Source organism: Labrys sp. HAY1-8F (assembly GCF_056754975.1).
The window spans coordinates 834,946-858,186 of sequence record NZ_JBPGWZ010000002.1 but is presented as its reverse complement, the minus strand read 5'-3'; the positions used below and the strand labels follow the sequence as shown (position 1 = coordinate 858,186).

Annotated in this window: 21 protein-coding genes; 2 read left to right on the top strand and 19 right to left on the bottom strand. The window is 63.4% G+C overall.

Annotated elements, in window-relative coordinates; genetic code table 11:
• Nucleotides 1–67 precede the first annotated feature (67 nt).
• Entirely contained in the window at nucleotides 68–862 is a 795-nt protein-coding gene (locus ACR9ZN_RS12975) for an HpcH/HpaI aldolase family protein (protein WP_481272406.1), read from the top strand.
• 16 nt (nucleotides 863–878) lie between these two features.
• Here the strand turns inward: ACR9ZN_RS12975 and ACR9ZN_RS12970 are convergent, their stop codons facing one another.
• From ACR9ZN_RS12970 to ACR9ZN_RS12955, 4 genes are all read right to left on the bottom strand, one after another.
• Nucleotides 879–1,442, bottom strand: a complete 564-nt coding sequence (locus ACR9ZN_RS12970) for an RBBP9/YdeN family alpha/beta hydrolase (protein ID WP_434956860.1) — start codon at nucleotides 1,440–1,442, stop codon at nucleotides 879–881.
• Nucleotides 1,443–1,736: 294 nt separating this feature from the next.
• Complete coding sequence (gene purB, locus ACR9ZN_RS12965) at nucleotides 1,737–3,047, bottom strand: adenylosuccinate lyase (RefSeq protein ID WP_434956859.1); 1,311 nt, start codon at nucleotides 3,045–3,047, stop codon at nucleotides 1,737–1,739.
• Between the two features lie 79 nt (nucleotides 3,048–3,126).
• A complete protein-coding gene (rpe, locus tag ACR9ZN_RS12960) occupies nucleotides 3,127–3,798 on the bottom strand; it encodes a ribulose-phosphate 3-epimerase (RefSeq protein WP_434956858.1) in 672 nt (223 codons plus the stop codon).
• A 197-nt stretch (nucleotides 3,799–3,995) separates the two neighbouring features.
• Nucleotides 3,996–5,006, bottom strand: a complete 1,011-nt coding sequence (locus tag ACR9ZN_RS12955; RefSeq protein WP_481272405.1) for a P1 family peptidase — start codon at nucleotides 5,004–5,006, stop codon at nucleotides 3,996–3,998.
• A gap of 334 nt (nucleotides 5,007–5,340) precedes the next feature.
• Here ACR9ZN_RS12955 and ACR9ZN_RS12950 point away from each other — a divergent pair, with 334 nt between their 5' ends.
• A complete protein-coding gene (locus ACR9ZN_RS12950) occupies nucleotides 5,341–6,132 on the top strand; it encodes a cytochrome c biogenesis CcdA family protein (protein WP_434956856.1) in 792 nt (263 codons plus the stop codon).
• A gap of 154 nt (nucleotides 6,133–6,286) precedes the next feature.
• Here the strand turns inward: ACR9ZN_RS12950 and ACR9ZN_RS12945 are convergent, their stop codons facing one another.
• From ACR9ZN_RS12945 to ACR9ZN_RS12875, 15 genes are all read right to left on the bottom strand, one after another.
• Nucleotides 6,287–7,408 carry a branched-chain amino acid ABC transporter substrate-binding protein gene (locus ACR9ZN_RS12945; protein WP_454814247.1) on the bottom strand — a complete coding sequence of 374 codons (1,122 nt, stop codon included), beginning with the start codon at nucleotides 7,406–7,408 and terminating at the stop codon, nucleotides 6,287–6,289.
• A 258-nt stretch (nucleotides 7,409–7,666) separates the two neighbouring features.
• Entirely contained in the window at nucleotides 7,667–8,785 is a 1,119-nt protein-coding gene (locus ACR9ZN_RS12940) for a branched-chain amino acid ABC transporter substrate-binding protein (protein ID WP_441773476.1), read from the bottom strand.
• 123 nt (nucleotides 8,786–8,908) lie between these two features.
• Nucleotides 8,909–9,262 carry a DUF6867 family protein gene (locus tag ACR9ZN_RS12935; RefSeq protein ID WP_481272404.1) on the bottom strand — a complete coding sequence of 118 codons (354 nt, stop codon included), beginning with the start codon at nucleotides 9,260–9,262 and terminating at the stop codon, nucleotides 8,909–8,911.
• 1 nt (nucleotide 9,263) lies between these two features.
• Nucleotides 9,264–9,986 carry an ABC transporter ATP-binding protein gene (locus tag ACR9ZN_RS12930; RefSeq protein WP_434956852.1) on the bottom strand — a complete coding sequence of 241 codons (723 nt, stop codon included), beginning with the start codon at nucleotides 9,984–9,986 and terminating at the stop codon, nucleotides 9,264–9,266.
• A gap of 2 nt (nucleotides 9,987–9,988) precedes the next feature.
• Entirely contained in the window at nucleotides 9,989–10,912 is a 924-nt protein-coding gene (locus ACR9ZN_RS12925) for an ABC transporter ATP-binding protein (protein ID WP_481274354.1), read from the bottom strand.
• Nucleotides 10,913–10,932: 20 nt separating this feature from the next.
• Entirely contained in the window at nucleotides 10,933–12,330 is a 1,398-nt protein-coding gene (livM, locus tag ACR9ZN_RS12920) for a high-affinity branched-chain amino acid ABC transporter permease LivM (RefSeq protein WP_481272403.1), read from the bottom strand.
• Nucleotides 12,331–12,332: 2 nt separating this feature from the next.
• Nucleotides 12,333–13,286: a branched-chain amino acid ABC transporter permease gene (locus ACR9ZN_RS12915; protein ID WP_434956850.1), complete on the bottom strand. Its 954-nt coding sequence runs from the start codon at nucleotides 13,284–13,286 to the stop codon at nucleotides 12,333–12,335.
• A 432-nt stretch (nucleotides 13,287–13,718) separates the two neighbouring features.
• Nucleotides 13,719–15,335, bottom strand: a complete 1,617-nt coding sequence (locus tag ACR9ZN_RS12910; RefSeq protein WP_481272402.1) for an NTP transferase domain-containing protein — start codon at nucleotides 15,333–15,335, stop codon at nucleotides 13,719–13,721.
• Nucleotides 15,336–15,345: 10 nt separating this feature from the next.
• Nucleotides 15,346–16,074, bottom strand: coding sequence for an XdhC family protein (locus ACR9ZN_RS12905; RefSeq protein WP_481272401.1), 729 nt, complete (start codon nucleotides 16,072–16,074; stop codon nucleotides 15,346–15,348).
• Nucleotides 16,075–16,112: 38 nt separating this feature from the next.
• Nucleotides 16,113–16,454, bottom strand: a complete 342-nt coding sequence (locus ACR9ZN_RS12900; protein WP_434956847.1) for an XdhC family protein — start codon at nucleotides 16,452–16,454, stop codon at nucleotides 16,113–16,115.
• A 261-nt stretch (nucleotides 16,455–16,715) separates the two neighbouring features.
• The gene (locus ACR9ZN_RS12895; RefSeq protein ID WP_481272400.1) at nucleotides 16,716–17,918 is read right to left on the bottom strand and encodes a vWA domain-containing protein; all 1,203 of its coding nucleotides are present in this window, start codon (nucleotides 17,916–17,918) and stop codon (nucleotides 16,716–16,718) included.
• A 236-nt stretch (nucleotides 17,919–18,154) separates the two neighbouring features.
• The gene (locus ACR9ZN_RS12890; RefSeq protein WP_434956845.1) at nucleotides 18,155–19,072 is read right to left on the bottom strand and encodes an AAA family ATPase; all 918 of its coding nucleotides are present in this window, start codon (nucleotides 19,070–19,072) and stop codon (nucleotides 18,155–18,157) included.
• 191 nt (nucleotides 19,073–19,263) lie between these two features.
• Nucleotides 19,264–19,824 (bottom strand): O-acetyl-ADP-ribose deacetylase, encoded by a 561-nt coding sequence (locus tag ACR9ZN_RS12885; protein WP_441773481.1) that lies wholly within the window; start codon nucleotides 19,822–19,824, stop codon nucleotides 19,264–19,266.
• A gap of 112 nt (nucleotides 19,825–19,936) precedes the next feature.
• Nucleotides 19,937–20,734 carry an FAD binding domain-containing protein gene (locus ACR9ZN_RS12880; RefSeq protein ID WP_481272399.1) on the bottom strand — a complete coding sequence of 266 codons (798 nt, stop codon included), beginning with the start codon at nucleotides 20,732–20,734 and terminating at the stop codon, nucleotides 19,937–19,939.
• Nucleotides 20,735–20,825: 91 nt separating this feature from the next.
• Nucleotides 20,826–23,195 carry a xanthine dehydrogenase family protein molybdopterin-binding subunit gene (locus tag ACR9ZN_RS12875; RefSeq protein WP_454814241.1) on the bottom strand — a complete coding sequence of 790 codons (2,370 nt, stop codon included), beginning with the start codon at nucleotides 23,193–23,195 and terminating at the stop codon, nucleotides 20,826–20,828.
• Nucleotides 23,196–23,241 lie beyond the last annotated feature (46 nt).

Genomic DNA, 23,241 nt, shown 5'->3' with positions numbered 1-23,241 from the left:
ATTCAACCCATCTTTCACGCGATGCCCCGCCTCGGCGGGGCATCGCAGCAATGTGATCGGAAATGCGATGACTGCCCCCACGCTGCGCACGCGCCTGGCCAAAGGCGAAAAGATCTTTGCGGCCTGGATGGGGGCGGGCTATCCGCGCATGGCAGAGGCGCTCGGTCGCGCCGGGTTTGACGCCGTCATCATCGACCTGCAGCATGGCGAGGCTTCCTTCGGCGAAGCGCGTGATGCGATCAGCGCAGCACATCTGGCCAACACACCGACGGGCGTGCGGGTCGGCCTGGACGGTTTCGGCGATGCCGCGCGGCTCTATGATGTTGGCGCCGAGCTCGCCATCCTGCCGATGATCAATTCGGTGGGGGATGCCCGCCGCTTGGTCGACACCTTGAAATACCCGCCGGTTGGCGGTCGGAGCTGGGGCGGTACCCGCGCCATTTCCCTGTTCGGTGCGGAGACGGAAAGCTATCGCACCGCCGCCAACGATCAATTGATTGCGCTCGCGATGATCGAAACGCGGCAGGCGGCCGATGCGCTGGAGGAGATCCTCGACGTGCCGGGTCTCGATGGCGTCTTCGTCGGGCCAAGCGATCTGTCGATCAGCCTGAGCAAGGGCGCCAGGCTCGATCATCAACTCCCGGAATCGGTCGAAGTGATCAAACGGGTTCTCGCCGCGGCCAAAGCCCGCAACAAGCTGACGGCGATCTATTGCGGCAACGGCGAAGCGGCGGCCCGCAATGCCGAGCTTGGCTTCGACATCATGGGCATCGGTTCGGATTGGGCCTTCCTCACCGCCGGCGCCGAGGCCGCTTTGAAGGCTGCGCGCGGCCATGCGGGGCCAACTGGCCCGAATTATTGAGCCCTTTTTGGGCGCGCTATTGGCTCTCGTGCATGAGTTTTGACAGGAACGAAGCCAGGCGCAACAGGCCTTCCGGCCAGGGACCGTGGCCGGATTCCACATTGATATGGCCGGCTTCGCCCGCATCGACGAATTCGCTGTCCCAGGCCTCGGCAAAGGAACTGGCGCGGTTGATCTCGCAATAGGGATCATTCCGGCTCGCCACCAGGAGCGACGGGAAGGGCAGGGCCGTCATCGGGATCGGATTGAAATTGAGATCATAGCCCGGCAGCAGATCCGGCTTGTCCCAATCTGACGGCGCCACCAGCATCGCACCGATGACATGCCCCTTCAGACGCTCGGCCGCGAACACGGTGGTGATCACGCCGATCGAATGGGCGATGACGATGGCTGGCCGGCTCGATCCCTGCACCGCCTCCACGAGCCTGTTCACCCAGGCTTCACGCTCGGGATGGTCCCAGTCGTCCTGCTCGACGCGGCGGGCGGTCGAGAGCTTCGCCTGCCAGCGCGACTGCCAGTGACCCGGGCCGGAATTGCCGAGGCCCGGTACGATCAGGATGTCGGTATCGGAAATGCGCACGTCGATGTTTCCCCGGCTCGATTGAGTGCATCGTCAGGCGATCGAGGCCGCCGCGACTCAAGACCATGAGCCTATTCCAAGCAGAGTTTCCCGACGAGGCCGGCGAACAGGTCTCGCCGAGAAACTCTGCAAATCTTTGATATCTTGCAGATTCGTTGATCGGGCCACAGGCACGATCAACGAATCTGCATTGGAGCGAGGCGGCGAACCGGCAGCCAGGATGCTCCCGCGGCGCCGCTCGTCCACAACTATCAAGCGAACGCTCGATTTCGGCGCAGGTTCCCGCGCCTCGGCTCAGGTTTCTGAGCCGAGGACGCGATCGAAGATCGTGTCGACATGCTTGAAATGGTAGCCCTCGTCGAACATCGCTTCGAGAGCTGCATCCGAAAGCAGGGCGGAGACCTCAGGATCGGCCTTGAGGAAAGCGAGGAAATCGCCTTCGCCACGCCAGACCTTCATGGCGTTGCGCTGAACCAGGCGGTAGGAATCCTCGCGGCTGGCGCCGGCCTGGGTGAGGGCCAACAGCACGCGCTGCGAGTTGTGCAGGCCGCCGAGGCGGTCGAGATTGCGGCGCATGTTTTCCGGGTAGATCATCAGCTTGTCGATCACACCGGCAAGGCGAGCCAGGGCGAAATCCAGCGTGACTGTGGCGTCGGGACCGATCATGCGTTCGACGGAGGAGTGCGAGATGTCGCGCTCATGCCAGAGCGCCACGTTCTCCAGGGCCGGCGTCACGGCCGAGCGCACGATGCGGGCGAGGCCGGTGAGGTTTTCGGTCAGCACGGGATTGCGCTTGTGGGGCATGGCCGACGAGCCCTTCTGCCCGGCGGAGAAAAACTCCTCGGCTTCCAGCACTTCGGTACGCTGGAGATGGCGGATTTCGGTGGCGAGGCGTTCGATCGAGGAGGCGACGACACCGAGAGTCGCAAAGAACATCGCGTGGCGATCGCGGGGGATCACCTGCGTCGAGACTGGCTCGACGGCAAGGCCCATCTTCTCCGCCACATAGGCCTCCACAGCCGGATCGATATTGGCGAAGGTGCCGACGGCGCCCGATATCGCGCAGGTGGCGATTTCCTTGCGCGCAGCGACGAGACGCTCGCGGTTGCGTGCAAACTCGGCATAGGCCTGGGCGAGCTTGAGGCCGAAGGTGACCGGCTCGGCATGGATGCCATGGCTGCGGCCGATGGTGGGTGTGTATTTATGTTCCAAGGCACGCTTGCGAAGGGCCGCGAGCACCTCGTCGACATCGGCGATCAGCAGGTCGGCGGCCCGCGAAAGCTGCACGGCAAAGCAGGTGTCGAGCACGTCCGAAGAGGTCATGCCCTGATGCAGGAAGCGTGCTTCAGGGCCGACGATCTCTCCCAGATGGGTGAGGAAGGCGATGACGTCGTGCTTCACTTCCCGTTCGATCTCGTCGATGCGGGCCACGTCGAAGGTTGCGTCCCTGGCTTTCTCCCAGACCTTGGCAGCCGCTTCCCTGGGCACGACGCCGAGCTCGGCCAGCTTGTCGGTGGCGTGGGCCTCGATCTCGAACCAGATGCGGAAACGGGACTGCTCCGCCCAGATGGAGACCATTTGCGGGCGGCTATAGCGTGGGATCATGGCAGGGTCCTTTTGCGCCCTTTTAGGCGCGGCACCGGGAAAGTGAAACGCAAATCGAAAACGGGAGAGGCGCGATATCTCAGCGGGCGGCGGTCGCAGCCTCGCGAATGGCGGCGATGTTGGCGGCATAGGCGGATGGACCGCCCTTGAACACATAGGAACCGGCGACGAGCGCATTGGCGCCGGCCCGCACCACCAGCGGTGCGGTTTCTGGCGTGATGCCGCCATCGACCTCGATATCGATGTCGCGCTTGCCCACCCGGGCCCGGATGGCTGATATCTTCGACAAGGTCTCGGGAATGAAGGCCTGGCCGCCGAAGCCGGGATTGACCGTCATCACCAGGATGAGGTCAGCGAGGTCGAGCACATAGTCGACCACCTCGGGCGAGGTGCCCGGATTGATTGCCACGCCCGCGCGCTTGCCGAGCTTCCTGATATGCTGCAACGAGCGATGGAGATGCGGGCCGGCCTCGGCGTGGATGGTAATGGTGTCGCAGCCGGCCTTGGCGAAATCCTCCACATAGGGATCGGCCGGCGAGATCATCAGATGGGCATCGAGCTTGGTGCGCACATGCGGGCGCAAGGCGGCAGCGACGCCGGCGCCGATGGTGAGGTTCGGCACGAAATGCCCGTCCATCACATCGTAATGCACCCAGTCGGCGCCGGCCTCCTCGATCGCCCGGACTTCCGCGCCGAGTGCGGCGAAATCGGCCGAGAGAATGGAGGGAGCAATGATGATCGGGCGAGACATGGCATATCCTGGGCTGGAAAGGTCGCGGTGAACGGGCAGTACCTGCCAGAGCCGGCCGCCTATTGCAATCGTTGAGGCGGTGCCTGGGAGCGCGGGCGTCCTCGCCCGTTTTTGGAAATACAGCCCAGGATCTGAGCCGTAATTCCGTTGTTCGCTCGCAATGACACAGGAAAGTCACCTGCAAATCAGAATTCCGACTATACGGCGGACGAGGACCCCTGCACTCCCTCGAAGCGATCCCGCCAACTGGGGAGAGCGCTGGGGAAGGGCAGGGCGCTTGCTTCGTAGATGGCGCGGGCACAGGCCCGTGCCAGGGCATGCGCCGCCGCGGTGCCGAGGGCGATCAGATCGCCGATCGGCTCAGTGAGCGCTAGGCGCCCCGTGGCGGCGGCAAACACGGTATCGCCGTCGAGCGGGGTATGGATCGGGTGAATAGCCCGGGCGAGACCATCCTGCGCCATCACGGCGAAATGCTTGGTCTGTGCCTTGGTGAGCACGGCATCGGTCGCCACCACCGCAATCGTGGTGTTGCCGGCCTGCCTGGCCTTGTGGCGCAACGCCAGCGCATCATCAGGCCATGGAGATGGCAGGCCGAGGCCGCCGAACTCCGCCGCCTGCTCATAAGGTGCTGCCCAGAAATGGGCGCCGTCGCCGATGGTCGCGCTGCCGAGGGCATTGACGGCCACCAGCGCCCCGACGGTATGAAGCCCGCATCGTACCGAGGCCGAACCGAGCCCGCCTTTCAGACCGGCCGTGGTGGCGCCCAGCCCGGCGCCGGCCGATCCCAGCGCGAACGTATCGGCCGCTGCCCCGGCCGCGGCGAAACCGAGTTCGCGATAGGGCGGATAGCGTCCCCATCGCTTGTCTCCGCCATTGAGGAGGTCGAACAGGATGGCACCGGGAACGATCGGAACCCTGACGGCGCCGACCTGGAAGCCGCGACCGTGCTCGGCCAGCCAGGCCCCGATGCCGGCGCCGGCTTCCAGGCCGAAAGCCGAACCGCCCGACAAGGCGATCGCGTCAATGCGCTCAACCGTCCGCTCCAGGGCGAGCAGGTCGGTTTCCCGCGTGCCCGGTGCGCCGCCGCGCACGTCGACGGCGGCCACGGCCGGCTCCTCGAACACCACCGCCGTCGTGCCGGAGGCGATCCTGGCGTCTTCGGCATTGCCGACCAGCACGCCGGCGACATCGGTAATGAGATTGCGCATGAATCGTTCTCCGATCATCGGCAGCTTGGCACCGCCGGCGGAGCGAGACAATCGGCCTCATGCCGAGGCAGCCCTGCGACATCATACCAAGTCTCGAATATGCTGACGCATACGAGACTTGAACACCCTTCGATTTTCGCCACCAAATCAAAGATTTGGCGAAAATCGCGGGACAGAACCAGGAGGCATTTTCAATGCCTCCTGGTATCACTTCCGATCACGAGACAGGGAGTTCGACGAAACGGGCTTGGGCAAAAGGCGTGGGCGCGCTAGAGCAAGGGTTTCGCCGCCCAAAGGCGGTGCAGACGCGTAAATGCCTGTTCTGGATGGGTCCATGGCCGATATTACCTTGCCTGCCGTGTTCGTGGCCGGCCTGTTCTCCTTCCTCTCGCCCTGCGTGCTGCCGCTGGTGCCGCCCTATCTGACCTTCCTAGCCGGCTCCACGCTGGACGAGATGACGGGACAGACCATCGACAAGAGTATCCGCCGCCGTGCGGTGATCTCGGCCCTGTGCTTCGTGGCCGGCCTTGCCACCATCTTCATCTCTCTCGGTGCCGGCGCCTCCTATCTCCTCGTCCTGCGCAGGGCGATGGCCAATGGCCTCAGCGCCCTGGCCGAGAAGGGGATTCTCCCCGCCTCATGGGCCAACTCGATCGATCCCTTCTATCTGCTGGCAGGTATCGTCATCATCGCCATGGGCCTGCATTTTCTCGGGATCCTGCGCATTTCCCTGCTCTATCGCCAGGCGCGCCTGCAGGCCGGCACAGGCTCCGGCCCGTGGGGCGCCTTCGTGATGGGGCTGGCCTTCGCCTTTGGCTGGACGCCTTGCATCGGGCCGGTTCTGGGCACGGTGATCGCCGTGGCGGGCAAGGATGGCAGCGTCAGCCAGGGGGTGACCTTGCTCGCCATCTACACGCTCGGCCTGGGACTGCCTTTCGTGGTGGCCGCCTTTGCCATGAACCCCTTCATGCGTTTCCTGCGCTCCTTCCGGACTCATCTCGGCACGGTGGAGAAGGCGATGGGCGGGCTGCTGGTGGTCGCAGGCGTTGCCTTCCTGACCGGCGGCATGGCCGATTTCGCGATCTGGCTGCAGAACACCTTTCCGATCCTGAGCAAGCTCGGCTGATACCGGTCAGCGCGTCAAACTTCACGCGGGATTGGTTTTAGAGGGGAAGGCCCGTTCAGGGCTTTTCGAAAGAGCGCCAATTCCGCCAGATAAAAACCCGCCCCGGTGGAACCGGAGCGGGTCATGTTCATTCATCGCGATGGAGACAGAGGCCTCAGGAGGGGTTCTGCTCGGCGGCGATCTTGCCGTCCGCGGCCTTCTTCCAGCTATAGATGGCATAGGCCGGCTGGGCCAGGTCGCCCTTCTTGTCGTAGGAGATCTCGCCGATCACGGTCTGGAACTTCTTGCCCGAATGCATGACCTCGGCGATCTTCTGCGGATCGGCGGACTTGGCTTCTTCGGCCGCCTGGGCCAGCACCTGCACGCCGGCATAGGCCAGCAGGGTGAAGCCGGCCGGATCGGTGCCGCCCTCGCGGAAGCGCTTCGCCAGATCGGCATTGGCCGGGTAGTCTTCGATCTTGGGCGCGAAGGTCATCAGCGTGCCGACCACGGCATCACCACCGATGGTGGCAAATTCTGGCGAGTTGAGGCCGTCGGCGCCCATCATGATGGTCTTGCCGCCCTGGTCGCGCAACTGCTTGAGGATCAGCGCACCCTCGGTGTAGTAGCCGCCCCACAGCAGCACGTCGGCACCGCTGGACTTCAGCTTGGTGACGAGACCGGAATAGTCCTTCTCACCAGCATTCACGCCCTCGTAAAGCACTTCCTTCACGCCGGCATCGTTGAGGTATTTCTTCGCACCCTTGGCAAGACCTTCGCCATAGGTCTGCTTGTCATGCGCGATGGCGATCTTCTTGTCCTTGAAATGAGCCAGGACATAGTCCGCCCACACCTTGGACTGCTGGTCGTCGCGGCCGCAGGTCCGGAAGGTGTTCCACAAACCGCGATCGGTCAGCTTCTCGCTGGAGGCCGACGGCGTGACGTTGATGATGTTGTTGTCGGCATAGACATCCGAAGCAGCGATGGCGCCGCCGGAGGTCACATGGCCGATGACCCAGGTTATCCCGTCGCCTACGAATTTGTTGGCGACCGAGACGCTCTGCTTGGGATCGGCCTGGTCGTCGCCGACGCTGACGTCGATCTTCTGGCCGAGCACGCCGCCCTTGGCGTTGATGTCCTTCACCGCCATCTCGGCGCCTGCCTTGGTCTGCAGGCCGTAGGAGGCGGCAGGGCCGGTCATCGGGCCGCCGACGCCGAGCTTGATCTGCGCCTGCGCGCTACCGCCCAAGGCGAGGCCCGCCGCGAGTACAGCGCCGGCCAATGAAAGTTTGTTCATGGGGGTTCTTCCCTGTTGTACTGGGCGCAGACCGTTCTTTTCTGGATCGGTTCGGCTGCACCCGATGACGCCATTGTCTAAATTTCCAACGGCTTGTCACGGAAATTCAGGCGAATTCGCAAAGGGGAGAGCGGGTTAGTCCTCTCTCCCTGCGTCATGTCCTACGTCACGGCCCAATCCGAGCCGTGAAGAGGGGGTCTTCAAAGAAATCGCCCCAGCGAACCGGGGCGATCGAGGTATCGTGGAAAAGAAGGCAGATTACTTGTTCTGGAAGAAGTCGATCTTGCCGTCTGGGCCCTTCTTCCAGGAGAAGATGACGTAGTCGATCTGCTTCATGTCGCCCTTGTCGTCATAGGAGACATCGCCGATCACCGTCTTGAAGGCCTTGCCGGAGTGCATGACCTCGGCGATCTTCTGCGGATCGGCGGACTTGGCTTGTTCCGCGGCCTGGGCCAGGACTTGAACCGCCGCATAGGCCTTCAGCGTATAGCCTTCCGGGGTGAAGCCGCTGTCCTTGAACTGCTTGACGATGGCGGCGTTGGACGGATCATCCTCGGCCTTGGGCGCGAAGGACATCTGGGTGCCGATCACGGCATCGCCGCCGATTGTGGCGAATTCCGAGGAGACCAGGCCGTCGCCGGAGACCATCACGGTCTGCATGCCCTGGTCGCGCAACTGCTTGAGGATCAGGGCGGCTTCGGTGTAGAGGCCGCCATAGATCAGCACGTCGGCGCCAACCGCCTTGAGCTTGGTGACGATGGCCGAATAGTCCTTCTCGCCGGTGTTCACACCTTCGAACAGGACTTCCTTCATGCCGTCGGCGGCCATCAACTTCTTGGCGTTTTCGCCCAAGCCCTGGCCATAGGTGGTCTTGTCATGGACGATGGCGACCTTCTTGCCGGGATAGGTGGCCTTGACATAGTCCACCCAGACCTTGGCCTGCTGGTCGTCGCGGCCGCAGGTGCGGAACATGCCCCAGAGCTTGCGGTCGGTTACCTTTTCGTTGGTGGCGGCGGGGGTGATGGCGACGATACCGTTGTCGCCATAGACCTCCGAAGCGGGGATGGTCACGCCGGAGTTGTAGTGTCCTACCACCCAGGTCACGCCGTCGCCGACGAACTTGTTGGCAACCGAAACGCCCTGCTTGGGATCGGACTGGTCGTCGCCGACCGTCGATTCCAGCTTCTGGCCGAGCACGCCGCCAGCCGCATTGAGGTTCTTGATGGCGAGTTCCGCGCCCTGCTTGATCTGGGCTCCGGAGGCAGCACTCGGACCGGTGATCGGTGCACCGATGCCGATCTTGATCTGCGCGAAGGCGGACGTGCTGAGCAGCAGGCCTGCCGCCAGCGCTGCGCCTGTCAACCAGACTTTTTTCATGTCGTTCTCCCAGTGGCTTGGTGGAGCTTGCGGCTCCGGTCTGCGGATAGTCAGGACGTGAACGAGGCCGTCAGCCAAAGTTGCGCGTACAGCTCATCCGATTTCGTTGTTGCTTGTATTCGATCATTCCCCGCTCGAGCGTGCGCTCCAGCCAAGTGCTCCCGATCGCTGGAACATCCAGCCATATTTGCTGACCATCTGCTTGGCGAGCCGGACGCGATAAGACAGGAGGCCGATGAGCTGGATGATGACGAGATCGACCACGAAGTAATAGGGGGAAAACATGTTGCCCCCGAACGGCGCCTGGTGGAGGAAGCGCACGGCCATGGTCAGGAGCACCAGATAGAAGAACAAGATCGGGTAGCGGCTCCAGGTCGAGGCGCTGGCCTTGCCGGTCATCCAGGCGGCCCAGCCACCCATCAGCAAGGTGACGAGCACGAAGACGAACAGCTTGTCCTCATAGAGATAGGTTTCCATCTCAATGACCCCCTTCCAGATAGGCTGCGCGCACTTCGGGCCGGGCGAGCAGTTCCTTGCCGGTGCCGGACATGGTGATCGCGCCGTTGACCATGACATAGCCTCGATGCGCTAGCCGCAGTGCATGGAAAGCATTCTGCTCGACGAGGAAAACGGTCAATTTCTCAGTCTCGTTGAGCACCCGCACCGCGTCGAAGATCTGCTTGACGATGAGAGGCGCGAGGCCGAGCGAGGGCTCGTCCAGCATCAAGAGCCGAGGCCGGCTCATCAGGGCGCGGGCGATAGCCAGCATCTGCTGTTCGCCACCTGAAAGTGTACCGCCACGCTGGCTGGCACGCTCCTTCAGACGGGGGAAGAGCGTATACATGCGCTCGAGGTCCTCGGCGAAATGGGCATTGCCGTCGATCTCGGCACCCATCTGCAAGTTCTCGTAGACCGTCATGCGCTGGAAGATGCGCCGTCCCTCGGGGGACTGGGCGATGCGCAGCCGGGCGATTTCATGCATCGGCATATCGGTGATGTCTTGCCCGTCGAAGGAGATCGAACCGACACGGCATTTGGGCGAGCCGAAAACCGTCATCATCAAGGTGGACTTGCCGGCGCCATTGGCGCCGATGATGGTGACGATCTCACCCGGGTTGATGTCGACGTCGACACCTTTGAGAGCGTGCACCTGTCCGTAATAGGTGTGGACGCCACGCACGGTCAGCAGGGGCGAGGACATGTTCAACTCTCCGTTTCCTCGTCGGTGCCGAGATAGGCGGCGATCACGGCAGGATCGTTGCGGACCTGCTCGGGCGTGCCGTCAGAGATCTTGGTGCCGTAATTGAGCACCACCACATGGTCCGAAATCTCCATGACCACGGACATGTCGTGCTCGATCAGGAGAAGAGAGGTCTCGTGATCGTTACGGATCGTGCGCAGCAGCTTGTTGAGGTCGAGGCTTTCCCTCGGATTAAGGCCGGCCGCCGGTTCGTCCAGGCAAAGCAGGACCGGCTCGGTGCACATGGCGCGGGCGATCTCCAGGCGGCGCTGGTCGCCATAGGGCAAGCTGCCAGCCGGATCGTCGGCACGCGCCATCAGGCCGGTCTTGTCGAGCCAGTATTTCGCCTTCTCGACCGCGGCCTTCTCGGCATGGCTGTAGGTGGGCAGGCCGAGAATGCCGAAGACGGAGAAGCCCGACGCGCGCATCAGGTGAACATGCTGGGCGACCAACAGATTCTCCAGCACCGTCATGCCTGCGAAGAGGCGGATGTTCTGGAAGGTTCTGGCAACCTTTGCCTGGCGGGAGACCATGAAATCCGGCATGCGCTCGAGCAGATAGAGCGTATCCTGGCCATGGCTGAGCTTTTGCAGGGTGGTGGCGGTCAGGGCGTCGAATTCGTCCCAGGCCGCCGCCGAACCGTGACGCAGGCCGATCCGGCCTTCCGTCGGTTTGTAAAAGCCGGTGATGCAGTTGAACACCGTGGTCTTGCCGGCACCGTTGGGGCCGATCAAAGCGGTGATGTCGCCCCGGCCGCAATTGAAGGAGACGGCATTGACGGCGGTGAGGCCTCCGAACCGCATGGTCAGCTTCTCGACCTTGAGGATCGGATCGCCATGCCAGTGCTGGTCAGGATGGGCGTGCGAGGCGAGGGCAGGGTCGATCATGTCGTTGTTCCCGGGCGCGCTCATCCGTGACCTTCCTGTACAAGGGCGCCGGAGACGATCTTGCGTTCCTTCAGATAGACGGTCGGAGCGCGATTGGAGATGAGACCACGCGGCTTCCACAGCATCATCGAGACCATGGCGAGGCCGAAGATCATAGGGCGATACTGGCTCGGGTCGAAATCGGGTCCGAAGATCCATTTCATGAAGGTGAGTTCACGCAGGATCTCCGAGCCGCCGACGAGCAGGATTGCGGCCACGACCACGCCGAGCAGGCTGCCCGAGCCGCCGAGCACCACGATGGCGAGCACCATCACCGATTCCTGGAACACGAAGCTCTCGGGATTGATGAAGCCTTGCTTGGCTGCGAAGAAGGCACCGGCGAGGCCGCCGAAGAACGCACCGCTGGCGAAAGCCGCGAGCTTGGTGGTGGTGGTGTTGATGCCGAGCGAGCGGCAGGCGATCTCGTTTTCGCGCAACGCTTCCCAGGCGCGGCCAACCGGCAGCCGGCGCATACGGCTGGTGATATAGGCCGTCATCACCGCGAGAATGAGAATGACATAGTAGAAGAAGATCTTGCCGTAGATCGGCGAGAAGGCGAGGTCGAAGGTCTTGGCAAAACCGTTCGGCCCGGCGGTGAAGGGGATGCCGAAAAAGGTGGGCGGCTTGATCGAGGTGATGCCGTCATTGCCGTGGGTGAAGGATTTCCAGTTCACCAGCACGCTGCGGATGATTTCACCGAAGGCGAGCGTGACAAGGGCGAGATAGTCGCCGCGCAGGCGCAGCACGGGAAAGCCGAGGATGATGCCCCAGAGTGCGGCGAGGAAGCCCGCGATCGGCAGGCACTCCCAGAAAGTCATGCCGTAATAGACGGACAAAAGCGCGTAGGAATAGGCGCCGACGGCATAGAAGGCGACATAGCCCAGGTCCAGCAGGCCGGCCATGCCGACCACGATGTTCAGCCCCCAACCCAGCATGATGTAGATCATGATCTGGATGCCGTAGCTGTCGATCCACTTCAGAGACCCCTTGTCGCCGAGGCCCCACAGCATGACCATCGGGAAGACGACAGCAAGCCCGGCGCCGAACCACATCACCCAGGGCGACATGCCGATCCGCGTCATGGTCGCCGCGAATTTGGAGGGCGCCTTGTGTTCCGGGCGCTGCGGGCGCAGCAGGACGAACAGGCGGATCAGGACGATGAGGCCGACGAGGACGGCGGTGGTGATCAAGCCGCCGAACCGCTTGCCGAAGCCAAAATCGGGATTGAGGAGGTTGAAGCGAAAACTGTTGGTCGCCTGGTCGGAATAGGTCGTCAGCCCCACCACAGGCAGGAACATGCAGGTGGAGATCACGGCCCAGAAGATGAGATCCTTGAACAGCTCGGCCGATGAAATACGCGTGGTGCCGGTTGCGGCCATGATCACACCTTCTCCACTTCGGGGCGTCCCAGCAAGCCTTGCGGCATGAAGATCAGCGTGATGGCGAGCACGGAGAACACCGCAACGTCGCGATAGGCCGCAACGTCGCCCTCGAAGGAACCTTCCCAGAGTTTCTCGATCAGGCCGATCAGCATGCCGCCCAGCACGGCGCCGGGCAGGGAGCCAATGCCGCCGAGCACCGCGGCGGTGAAGGCCTTCACACCAGGCACGAAGCCGTCACGAAAGTTCACGGAGCCATAGAGCACCAGGAACATCAGGCCGGCAACGGCTGCCAGGGCCGCACCCATGATGAAGGTGATGGAAATGGTGCGATCGACATCGACGCCCAGCAGGGCGGCCATCTTGCGGTCTTGCTCACAGGCGCGCTGGGCGCGGCCGAGCGAGGTCCTGGACACGATGTACCAGAAGATCGCCAGCAACACGGCGGTGGTGACGAAGATCAGGATGGCCTTGAGAGAGAGCGAGGCGTCCATGGCGCGCCCGTCCGCCGAGACCTCCGACCAGATCTGGTACTTGGCGCTGAGGGCGGCGTCCACCGCGTGGGGGATCGCCTTGGACTCGGCGCCCTGGCTGACCTGTACGAAGTTCGACAGTGCCATGGAGACGCCGATGGCGGAGATCAGGGGAGCAAGGCGGAAGGAGCCGCGCAGAGGACGGTAGGCGATGCGCTCGATGGCCCAGTTCCAGACACTGGTGAGGACCATGCCGATTGCCATCACCACCAGCAAGGCCACGATGACCGACGAAAGGCCGAGCAAGGTGACCAGGATCACGAAACAGATAAAGGCGATGATCGCTGAGAGCATGAACAGATCGCCATGAGCGAAGTTCACCATGCCGATGATGCCGAACACCATCGTGTAACCTACGGCGATGAGACCATATAGCGATCCTACCGCCAGCCCGTTGATGAGCTGCTGTAAAAACTCTGCCATCGTCTACAAACTTTCCCCTCTGTCGACGCCGTCCTTGCTTCTCCTGGTCTCCCTTTGGCGGGATTTTTGCCTAAGAGACAGGCAGTCATTCGACGATTTCCTGTCATAGCAAGCGCTTTGCAAACTGACAATCACCGTGGTGGTCTCGAAGGCGAAGTTTCTGGAAATCACGAAATATTTATGCAGCCCGGCGAATTTTATAGCGTCGGCTGGCGCCGGAAGCGTCAATTTTGACCTAGTAACGCCGAAAAAACGATTTAGCGGCTGAATGGCTCCAGTCGTACAAACGTGTAATGGCTGTTAGATTTCGTCTAGATCCACACAAAAATTTCGATGGCCATACTATCCTTCATCAAGGGAAAGAATGTTGCTGAATAATTGCGCACATACTGTGTAGACGAAAGCGCCGGCGCTGGGCTTAGCAACAAAATGTCAGGTCGGGATTTGTCGCAACCGCGCGAGGGCCTCCTGGGTGTCCACATCGAAGCTCGCGGCGGTCGAAGAGACGGGAATCTCGACCACCGCATCGCCGTTCACCTTGAGAATCTGTCGGCCCCCGGCGTCGCCCTCGATGGCTTGCAGCTCATCGAAGAATCGCCGCGCCCAGATCACCGGGTTGCCGCGCTGCCCCTGCGTGACGGGGAGCACGATGAGGGCACCCTTGTCGGGTTCGAAGGCCGATATCAGCCGGTCGAGCAGGGCGCCATCCACCAGCGGCATGTCGCCCAGCGCGATCAGGGCCGCGTCGCATTCGACAGGAAGGGTCGCAATGCCGGCGCCCACCGAGGTGGAGAGGCCGTCTGCGAAGGCCGGATTATGCACGAAGGTAACAGCCAGCCCCGCAAGGGCAGCACGAACCTCCACCTGCTGATGGCCTGTGACCACCGTGACCGAACTGGCCCGGCTGGCAAGCGCCGCTTCCACCGCGTGACGGACGAGCGGCTTGCCAGCATAGTCCTCCAGCAGCTTGTTCGGCCCGCCCATGCGCGTGGAGCGGCCAGCGGCAAGGACGATGGCCGCGACGGTCGGAGGGCTCGCGGCCGGCTTTTCGGCGGCGGCGCGCGGCTGCGGACGGCTGACGATCTCCATCAGCAGGCCCCCGACGCCGAGGCCGACGATGTCGGCGCGCGTGACCGGCAGGCCGGCCAGCAGTCGATGCAGGATCCAGTCGAAGCCGTTTTCCTTGGGCGAGCGGGCGCAGCCGGGTGCGCCCAGCACAGACATCGTGCCGGAACGCCCCAGCAGCAGGAGATTGCCCGGATCGACCGGCATGCCGAAATGTTCGACGGCGCCACCCGATATCTCGATGGCCGCGGGAATGACGTCGCGCCGGTCGGCAATGGCCGAGGCACCGAAGATGATGGTGAGATCGGCCTGCGCCGCCTTGGCGCGCTCGAGCGCCTGCGCCAGGGCAGGGGCCTGGTGCGGCACCCTTTCGTCGAGGACGAGCCTGGCCGCGGCCGGCGCCAGGCGCTCTTTCAGGACCTGGAGGGTGCGGGCGATCACGCTTTCCTTCAGGCCGGGAAGCAGAGTGGAGACGGCAGCGACCTTGAGCGGGCGGAAGGGAGCGATCTGGATGATCGGGGCACCCAGGCTGGCGAGCGCGCGCTCGAATGTCGGAGCCTCGACCGCAAAGGGGATGATCTTGACCGTCGCAATCATCTCGCCGGCCTTGACCGTATCGAAAGCGGGCAGAGTTGCGAAGGTGATGCTCTCGTCGATGGCGTTCACCCTGTCGACGCCGTCGCGATCGATTACCAGCACGCCGGCCTGTTCGGCAAACAGATTGGCCCGGCCGGTGAAAGGCTCGGCTACTCGCACGCCATGGCCTCTCAGTTTTGCGGCGATGCGCTCGGCGGCAATGTCCTCGCCGACATCGCCGGGATCGAGCCTGGCGATGACGATGGACTCGACCCCTTCGCGGCGCAGCGCTTCGATTTCGGTCGGCCGGATATGCGTGCCTTTCTTGAGGACCAGCCCGCCCTTGCGGATCGAATGGACAGCAACACCGCCTAGAGCCTGATCGATAGAAATTTCACCGAAAAACATGAAAAAACAATCACTTATAACAGGGTTTTGACAGGGCGGGTGGCCTGGGTTGCCTCTCGCCGCTTTCCAATCGAAGTGCGCTCGTGATCTCGGCCATGATCGAGACGGCGATCTCGGCCGGGCTGATGGCACCGATGTCGAGGCCGATAGGCGCATGGATGCGTGCCAGCGCCGCCTCGCCAACCCCGGCCTCGCACAACCTTTCGATGCGGCGCGCATGCGTCCTGCGCGAACCAAGCGCTCCCACATAGAAGCAATCGCGTTCGAGCGCATGTATCAGCGCCCCGTCATCGATTTTCGGGTCGTGGGTCAGGGCGACGAAGGCGGTGTAACGGTCTATGCCGAGGGGAGGCAAGGCTATATCGGGCCATTCGGCGAACAGTTTGACACCGGGAAAGCGCTCGGGCGTGGCAAAAGCGGTGCGCGGGTCGACAATGATCGGATCCTGGCCGACGAGTCGGGCCAGGGACGCCAGGGCCTGGCTGATATGGACGGCGCCGATCATCACCAGGCGTACCGGCGGCACGTGGACGGTGATGAAATGGCGCCTGCCGTCCTGCTCGATCGTGGCCGAGCGACCCTGCCGCAATTGCTGCGAAAGCACGGAGGCGAGCGGATCGGCCGGGATTGCGCTTTCCTCGACCAGACGTTCCTCTCCTGTGTCGAGATCGGTGACGAGAAGAACGGCCTTGCGGGCGGCTTTGGCCTGGTTGAGGGCCTGGAGGGTGGCAAGTTTCATGGCAGAGCCTGCGGGAATGTTGCGAAAGAAGGGGGCCTTCAGTCCAGTTTCTCGACATAGACCCGAATGGTGCCGCCGCAGGACAGGCCGACCCGCCAGGCGGTCTCGTCGGCGACGCCGAATTCGAGCAGGCGCGGCTTGCCTTGCTGGATGACGTCGAGTGCTTCGGTGACCACCGCACCTTCGACACAGCCGCCGGAGACGGAACCGAGAAAATTGCCGTCCTCGTCGATCACGAGGTTCGAGCCCGTCGGCCGTGGCGCCGAGCCCCAGGTCTCCACCACGGTGGCGATGGCGACGCCCTTGCCCTGTTCCCGCCAGTGCTGGGCGCTGGCGAGGATGTCGGTGTCGGAGGCGAAATTGCTGGCAGTATCACTCATCGAAATTGCTCCTTGAAACAGGACCTTCAGCCGCAATGCAGTTCACTTGAGTGTCTTGGAGTTTGCACAACCTTTGTCATTGCCAGGCTAGACCCGGCAATCCAGGCTTGACCCCGCAATCCAGGCTTGACCCCGCAATCCAGGCTTGGGCCCTGTTGCGCGGGTGGCTTCTGGATCTACACCGGACAACCGGTCCGGTTGGGGGCAAGCCCGACTATGACAATTCGGAAGGTTTCCTCCTTAAGTGAACTGTATTGCCCGTCAACCAACGCGTTTTAACCAATTCTTGGGATCGGCTGAGGCATCGGCCTTGCGGTCGAGGGCTTTCACCAGATCGCCCATGCTCCTCAGATTGTGAATGGTCCTGAATTCGTCAACATGCGGCAGCATGGCCTTGATGCCGGCGGCCCGTGCTTCGAAGGCATCGAAGCGCAGTAGCGGATTGAGCCAGATCAGGCGACGGCAGGAGCGATGCAGGCGATCGAGCTCCTTGGCGAGGCCGGGATCGACCTGGCGCTCCAGCCCGTCCGTGATCAGCAACACCGTGGCGCCCTGGCCGAGCACGCGGCGCGACCAGTCCTTGTTGAAACGTTCCAGGCAATGGGCGATGCGGGTGCCGCCATCCCAGTCCCTGACTGCACGGGAGGCATGTTCGAGTGCTTCGTCCGGGTCACGCGTGCGCAGGGACCGGGTGATGTTGGTCAGCCGCGTGGCGAAGACGAAGGCATGCACGCGCCGGCCCTTTTCAGAGATCGCATGCAGGAAATGCAGGAACAGGCGGGAATAATCCGCCATCGAGCCGGATATGTCGCAAAGCGCCACGAGGGGCGGGTGTTTCTCGCCGGCTTGTCGATAGGCGATGGTGACGAGATCGCCGCCGCTGCGCATGGCAGCCCTCAATGTCCTTCGCAGGTCGATGACCTCGCTGCCCCCGGGCCTGAGGCGGCGCGTCGGCTGGATGTCGAAGGGCAGGCGCAGTTGCGCCATCTCCTTCTTGGCCGCGACAATTTCCTCCGCTGTCATCTGGGCGAAGTCCCGTTGCTTGAGAATCTCGCGCTCCGACATGGTCAGGCGCGCGTCGAACTCGACGAGCTGCTTTTCCTCCACCTCGCGAGGCGGTTCCTTGTAGAAGGCGTCGTTGACGCGCTGGGCACCGGCCTTGGGTTTGGGCGCTTCCTTCATCGCCACCGCCTGGGGAGACATCATGGCGATGAGCTTTTCGGTGAGGGCACGCTGGCGCCAGAACAACTCGAAGGCCTGGCGGAACAGCAGGGACTGCTCATGCCGCGTCACGAAAACGCTGTGCAGCGTCCAGTAGAAATCCTGCTTGGCGCCGAGGCCTGCCGTCTCCACCGCCCGGATGGCATCGAGCACGCTGGCGGGACCGACCGGCAGGCCGGCGTCGCGCAGCAAGCGGCCGAAATAGGCGATGTTGTCGGCAAGGCGGCTGGGCGTGATTGGCATGGGGTCAGCCATCATCCACTCCCGCCATGGATGAACGGGACGACTTTCTACCCTCCCCTGGAGGGGGAGGGTCGGACCGGAGGTCCGGGGTGGGGTGACCACCTCGCAAGAATTCCGTCTCGCCAATCCAAGTCCGGCAAGACCGCACCTTTTCACCCCACCCCGACGCTTCGCGTCGACCCTCCCCCTCCAGGAGAGGGTAAAGAACGCGCGTCTCGGCCAGGAAGCTGCAACCTTCAGGCATGGGTCTGCGCCCCAGCCTTGACGCTGTCGATCAGCCTTTTGGCCTGACTGCCGGAGAGGCGAGCAATGTCGTCCTGATATTTCAGGAGCACGCCGAGCGTGTCGGAGACGAGGGCAGGATCGAGCGCCACAGCGTCGAGCTCGGTCAGGGCGGTGGCCCAATCCAGCATCTCGGCGACGCCCGGGGACTTGAACAGGTCCTCCCGGCGCAGTGCCTGTACGAAGCCGATCAGTTCGCGCGACAGCTTGGCCGGTACATGGGGTACCTTGCGGCGCAGGATCTCGAGCTCGTTCTCGGCGCTGGGGTAGTCGACCCAGTGATAGAGACAGCGCCGCTTGAGAGCGTCATGGATCTCGCGGGTGCGGTTGGAGGTGATCACCACAATGGGCGGGGATTCCGCCTTGACCGTGCCGAATTCGGGGATGGTGACCTGGAAATCCGAGAGGACCTCCAGGAGATAGGCTTCGAAGGCTTCGTCGGTGCGGTCGAGTTCGTCGATCAGCAGGATCGGCGCACCACCGGCCTGAGGGCGCACAGCCTCCAGGATGGGCCGGGCGATCAGGAAGCGTTCGGAGAAGAGATCGGAGCCCAGGCTGGCGCGGTCGACGCTGCCGCCGGCCTCAGCCAGGCGGATCTCGATCATCTGCGCCATGGTGTTCCATTCATACACCGCCGAAGCGATGTCGAGGCCTTCATAGCATTGCAGGCGTATCAAGGGGCGTCCCAGCGTCGCGGACAGCACCTTGGCGATCTCGGTCTTGCCGACGCCGGCTTCCCCTTCCAGGAAGAGCGGTCGGCCCATGCGCAGGGCAAGGAACAAAACGGTGGCAAGGTCTCGTCCGGCCACGTAATCGGCCTCGGCGAGCAGGGCGGCTGTTGCGTCGATGGAAGCGGGAAGGGGGGTAGGCAAGGCAAACTCCTGAAATCTGCCGGCATTAGAGTGTTTTCCAGAAAAGTTGAAAGACTTTTCGATTAAGAAAACACGTAAAAACAAAGAATTAGAGCAAAGTACGATTCAGAGATATCGCACTTTGCTCTAGAGGACGAGTCCCGTCAGGTCGAAGCGAAACCGTGGGATATCGGTTCTCGAGCCCTCCGGCATCAGAAGGGGGCGAGGCCCGCATCCGCGAAGGCCTGGCGGTAATGGGTGGCCGTGCCCGCGTCGAAGCAGCAGAACACGATCAGCGAAGGGGGCGCCGTGAGCAACGGCAGGGTATCGGTCACGGTTGCGATGGCGATGCCGGCTGCCTCGTCGGCGGGATAGCGGTAGATCCCGGTGGAGATGGCCGGAAAGGCGATGGAGGCAATGGCGTTGGCAGCAGCGACTTCCAGGCTGCGCCGATAGCAGGAGGCGAGCCTCGCCGCCTCCCCCTGGCCGCCGCCGTTGAAGACCGGGCCGACGGTATGGATGACGTGGCGGGCCGGCAGCCGGTATCCGCCGGTGATCTTGGCATCGCCGACCTTGCAGCCGTTCAGCATGCGGCACTCGGCCACCAGTTCCGGTCCGGCGGCGCGATGGATGGCGCCGTCCACACCCCCTCCGCCGAGCAGGGAGGTGTTGGCGGCATTGACGATGGCGTCCACCGCGAGCGTGGTGATGTTGGCGATCACCACTTCAAGGCGGGTTTTCGCAAGATCCGTGAAGAATTCTGGTTCGGGCATGATCCTGGGACCGCAGGCGTCTCGCCTGCATCTTCCTTTCCGCGAGCGTCCCGTTGCCAAGAGCAGGCGAGACACCTGCGATCCCAGAGGACGCTCGCGTTCTCGGCTTACCTCACTTCGCCGCGGCCACGGCTCTCTTGGTCAGAACGCCGATCAGATGGGCGCGATAGTCGGCGCTGGCGTGAATGTCGCCATTGAGCCCCTTCGGCGACAGGCTCACCCCGTCGAGCGACTTGGCGTGGAAGCGCGACGACAGGGCTTCTTCCGCCTTGGTGTGGCGGAACACGCCGTCAGAGCCGGCCCCAGTGACGGCGACGCGTACCGAACTTCCCTTCTTGGCCACGAACACGCCGACCAGGGCGTAGCGCGAAGCGGGATTGGGGAACTTCTGGTAGGCAGCCTTGGCCGGAATGGGGAAGGAGATCTTGGTGACGATCTCGCCTTCCTCCAGCGCGGTGTCGAACAGGCCGGTGAAATATTCGTCGGCCGGAATCTTGCGCTTGTTGGTGATGATGGTGGCGTTGAGAGCCAGGGCGGCGGCCGGATAGTCGGCGGCGGGATCGTTGTTGGCAATCGAGCCGCCGATGGTGCCGCGCGAACGCACCGCCGGATCGCCGATCATGCCGGCAAGAGCGGCGAGCGCCGGGATGGCTTCGCCGACAGTGGCGCTGTCAGCCACCTCGCCATGGGTGGTGGTGGCCCCGATGATGAGGTTGCGACCCTTCACCTCGATGCCGCTGAGGCCCTCGATCTTGGTGAGGTCGATCAGGGTGGTGGGGCTGGCGAGGCGCTGCTTCATGGTGGGCAGCAAGGTGTGCCCGCCAGCGAGCAGTTTGGCGTCCTCGGCCTTGGCGAGGGCGGCGACGGCTCCCCGGACGGAAGTCGGGCGCTGATAGGTGAACGGATACATGGGAGGCTCCCGGTTAGACTGGGGGGCGGGTCTTCAGACCCGCCTTGCTTGATCGGTTCGTGGTTCCAGGCGGGTCTGAAGACCCCCCCGTTTATTCCGCGGCTTTCTTGCCCTTGGCGGCGCGCTGGACGGCGTTCCACACGACCTGGGGGGAGGCCGGCATGGCAATGTCTTCGAGACCGATGGCGTCAGTGATGGCATTCATCACCGCTGGTGGTGCCGCGATCGCACCAGCCTCGCCGCAGCCCTTGATGCCCAGCGGGTTGGAGGGGCAGACTGTCTTGGTCATGCCGACATTGAAGGAGGGCAGGTCGTCGGCGCGCGGCATGCAATAATCCATGAAGGAAGCGGTCAGGAGCTGGCCGTCCTTGTCATAAACAGCACCTTCGAGCAGAGCCTGGCCGACGCCCTGGGCGATGCCGCCATGCACCTGGCCTTCGACGATCATCGGGTTGATCAGTTCGCCGAAATCGTCCACCGCCGTCCATTTGTCGATGGTGGTGACGCCGGTATCGGGATCGATCTCGACTTCGCAGATATGCACGCCCGCCGGGAAGGTGAAGTTGGTGGGATCGTAGAAGGCGCCTTCCTTCAGGCCGGGCTCGAGGTCCTGGCCGGAGAATTTATGGGCGATATAGGCCTGCAGCGCCACTTCGCCGAAGGCGAGACCCTTGTCGGTGCCGGCCACCGAGAAGCGCCCATCCTTGAACTCGATGTCGCCCTCCGACGCTTCCAGCACATAGGAGGCGACCTTCTTGCCCTTAGCGATGACCTTGTCGACCGCCTTGACGATGGCCGACATGCCGACCGCGCCGGAGCGCGAGCCGTAGGTACCCATGCCGAACTGCACCTTGTCGGTATCGCCATGCACGACGGCGACGGAGTCGATGGAAATGCCGAGCCGGTCGGAGACCAACTGGGCAAAGGTCGTCTCGTGGCCCTGGCCGTGGCTGTGCGACCCTGTCAGCACCTCGACGGTGCCGATCGGATTGACGCGGATCTCCGCCGATTCCCACAGGCCGACTCCGGCGCCGAGCGAGCCGACGGCCGCCGAGGGCGCGATGCCGCAAGCCTCGATATAGGCCGAATAGCCCAGGCCCCTCAGCTTGCCGGCCCGCTCGGAGGCACGGCGGCGGGCGCCGAAACCCTTGACGTCGTGCAACTCCATCGCCTTGTCGAGCGAGGCATTATAATCGCCGGCGTCATAGGTCATGATCACCGGGGTCTGGTGCGGGAAGGATTTCACGAAGTTCTTCTTGCGGAACTTGGCGGGATCCAGGCCGAGTTCGCGCGCCGCCACCTCGACCAGACGCTCGACCACGAAGGTCGCCTCCGGCCGCCCGGCGCCGCGATAGGCGTCGACGGGAGCGGTGTTGGTGTAGACGCCGTCGACCTCGGCATAAACAGCCGGAATATCGTACTGCCCCGACAACAGCGGCGCATAGAGATAGGTCGGCACACTGGAGGAGAAGGTCGACAGATAGGCGCCGAGATTGGCGATGGTGTGGACGCGCAGGCCGGTGATCTTGTTGTTGGCGTCGACGGCGAGTTCGGCGTGGGTGACGTGGTCGCGGCCATGGGCGTCGGCCAGGAAGGCCTCGGTGCGGTCTCCGGTCCATTTCACCGGCCGGCCGATGCGCTTGGCGGCCCACACGCACACCGTCTCCTCGGCATAGATGAAGATCTTGGAGCCGAAGCCGCCGCCGACGTCGGGGGCGATCACGCGCAGCTTGTGTTCGGGCGCAATGCCGATGAAGGCCGAGAGCACCAGGCGGGCGACATGCGGGTTCTGCGAGGTGGTGTAGAGCGTATAGGCCTCGGTGCCGGAATCGTAATCACCGAGCGCGGCACGCGGCTCGATGGCATTGGGCACCAGGCGGTTGTTGACGATGTCGAGCTTGGTGATGTGCTTGGCGGCCTTGAAGGCCGCGTCGGAGGCCGCCTTGTCGCCGAGGTGCCACTGGAACACCGTGTTGTTCTCGGCTTCGGCGTGGACCTGGGGCGCGCCTTTGGCCTGGGTCTTGGCGGTATCGGCGCTGGAAGGGAGTGCCTCATAGGTGACGTTGATGGCTTCGGCGCCGTCCTTGGCCTGGGCCAGGGTCTCGGCCAATACGACGGCGACGTGATCGCCGACATAGCGCACCTTGCCCTGCGCCAGGGCCGGATGGGCGCCGGCCTTCATCGGCGAGCCGTCCTTGGAGTGAATCATCCAGCCGCAGATCAGGCCGCCGATCTTGTCCTGCGCCAGATCCTCGCCGGTGAGGATCTCGATGATACCCGGCAGCTTGCGGGCCGCGCCGATGTCGATCGACTTGATCGTCGCATGGGCATGCGGCGAGCGCAGGAAATAGGCATGGGCCTGCCCCGGGCGATTGATGTCGCCGGTATAGTTGCCCTTGCCGGTAATGAAGCGGAAATCTTCCTTGCGGCGCACCGGTGCGCCCACGCCTGTGGCGTTCATAACATTCTCTCCCCATCAGGATTGGAATAATCCCCGGCAAACAAAG

Excerpts from the sequence above, each read along its gene's own strand:
- ACR9ZN_RS12975 (WP_481272406.1), top strand. The coding sequence starts at position 68 with ATGACTGCCCCCACGCTGCGCACGCGCCTGGCCAAAGGCGAAAAGATC.
- purB (WP_434956859.1), bottom strand. The coding sequence starts at position 3,047 with ATGATCCCACGCTATAGCCGCCCGCAAATGGTCTCCATCTGGGCGGAG.
- rpe (WP_434956858.1), bottom strand. The coding sequence starts at position 3,798 with ATGTCTCGCCCGATCATCATTGCTCCCTCCATTCTCTCGGCCGATTTC.
- ACR9ZN_RS12955 (WP_481272405.1), bottom strand. The coding sequence starts at position 5,006 with ATGCGCAATCTCATTACCGATGTCGCCGGCGTGCTGGTCGGCAATGCC.
- ACR9ZN_RS12950 (WP_434956856.1), top strand. The coding sequence starts at position 5,341 with ATGGCCGATATTACCTTGCCTGCCGTGTTCGTGGCCGGCCTGTTCTCC.
- ACR9ZN_RS12945 (WP_454814247.1), bottom strand. The coding sequence starts at position 7,408 with ATGAACAAACTTTCATTGGCCGGCGCTGTACTCGCGGCGGGCCTCGCC.
- ACR9ZN_RS12940 (WP_441773476.1), bottom strand. The coding sequence starts at position 8,785 with ATGAAAAAAGTCTGGTTGACAGGCGCAGCGCTGGCGGCAGGCCTGCTG.
- ACR9ZN_RS12935 (WP_481272404.1), bottom strand. The coding sequence starts at position 9,262 with ATGGAAACCTATCTCTATGAGGACAAGCTGTTCGTCTTCGTGCTCGTC.
- ACR9ZN_RS12930 (WP_434956852.1), bottom strand. The coding sequence starts at position 9,986 with ATGTCCTCGCCCCTGCTGACCGTGCGTGGCGTCCACACCTATTACGGA.
- ACR9ZN_RS12925 (WP_481274354.1), bottom strand. The coding sequence starts at position 10,912 with ATGATCGACCCTGCCCTCGCCTCGCACGCCCATCCTGACCAGCACTGG.
- livM (WP_481272403.1), bottom strand. The coding sequence starts at position 12,330 with ATGGCCGCAACCGGCACCACGCGTATTTCATCGGCCGAGCTGTTCAAG.
- ACR9ZN_RS12915 (WP_434956850.1), bottom strand. The coding sequence starts at position 13,286 with ATGGCAGAGTTTTTACAGCAGCTCATCAACGGGCTGGCGGTAGGATCG.
- ACR9ZN_RS12910 (WP_481272402.1), bottom strand. The coding sequence starts at position 15,335 with ATGTTTTTCGGTGAAATTTCTATCGATCAGGCTCTAGGCGGTGTTGCT.
- ACR9ZN_RS12905 (WP_481272401.1), bottom strand. The coding sequence starts at position 16,074 with ATGAAACTTGCCACCCTCCAGGCCCTCAACCAGGCCAAAGCCGCCCGC.
- ACR9ZN_RS12900 (WP_434956847.1), bottom strand. The coding sequence starts at position 16,454 with ATGAGTGATACTGCCAGCAATTTCGCCTCCGACACCGACATCCTCGCC.
- ACR9ZN_RS12895 (WP_481272400.1), bottom strand. The coding sequence starts at position 17,918 with ATGCCAATCACGCCCAGCCGCCTTGCCGACAACATCGCCTATTTCGGC.
- ACR9ZN_RS12885 (WP_441773481.1), bottom strand. The coding sequence starts at position 19,824 with ATGCCCGAACCAGAATTCTTCACGGATCTTGCGAAAACCCGCCTTGAA.
- ACR9ZN_RS12880 (WP_481272399.1), bottom strand. The coding sequence starts at position 20,734 with ATGTATCCGTTCACCTATCAGCGCCCGACTTCCGTCCGGGGAGCCGTC.
- ACR9ZN_RS12875 (WP_454814241.1), bottom strand. The coding sequence starts at position 23,195 with ATGAACGCCACAGGCGTGGGCGCACCGGTGCGCCGCAAGGAAGATTTC.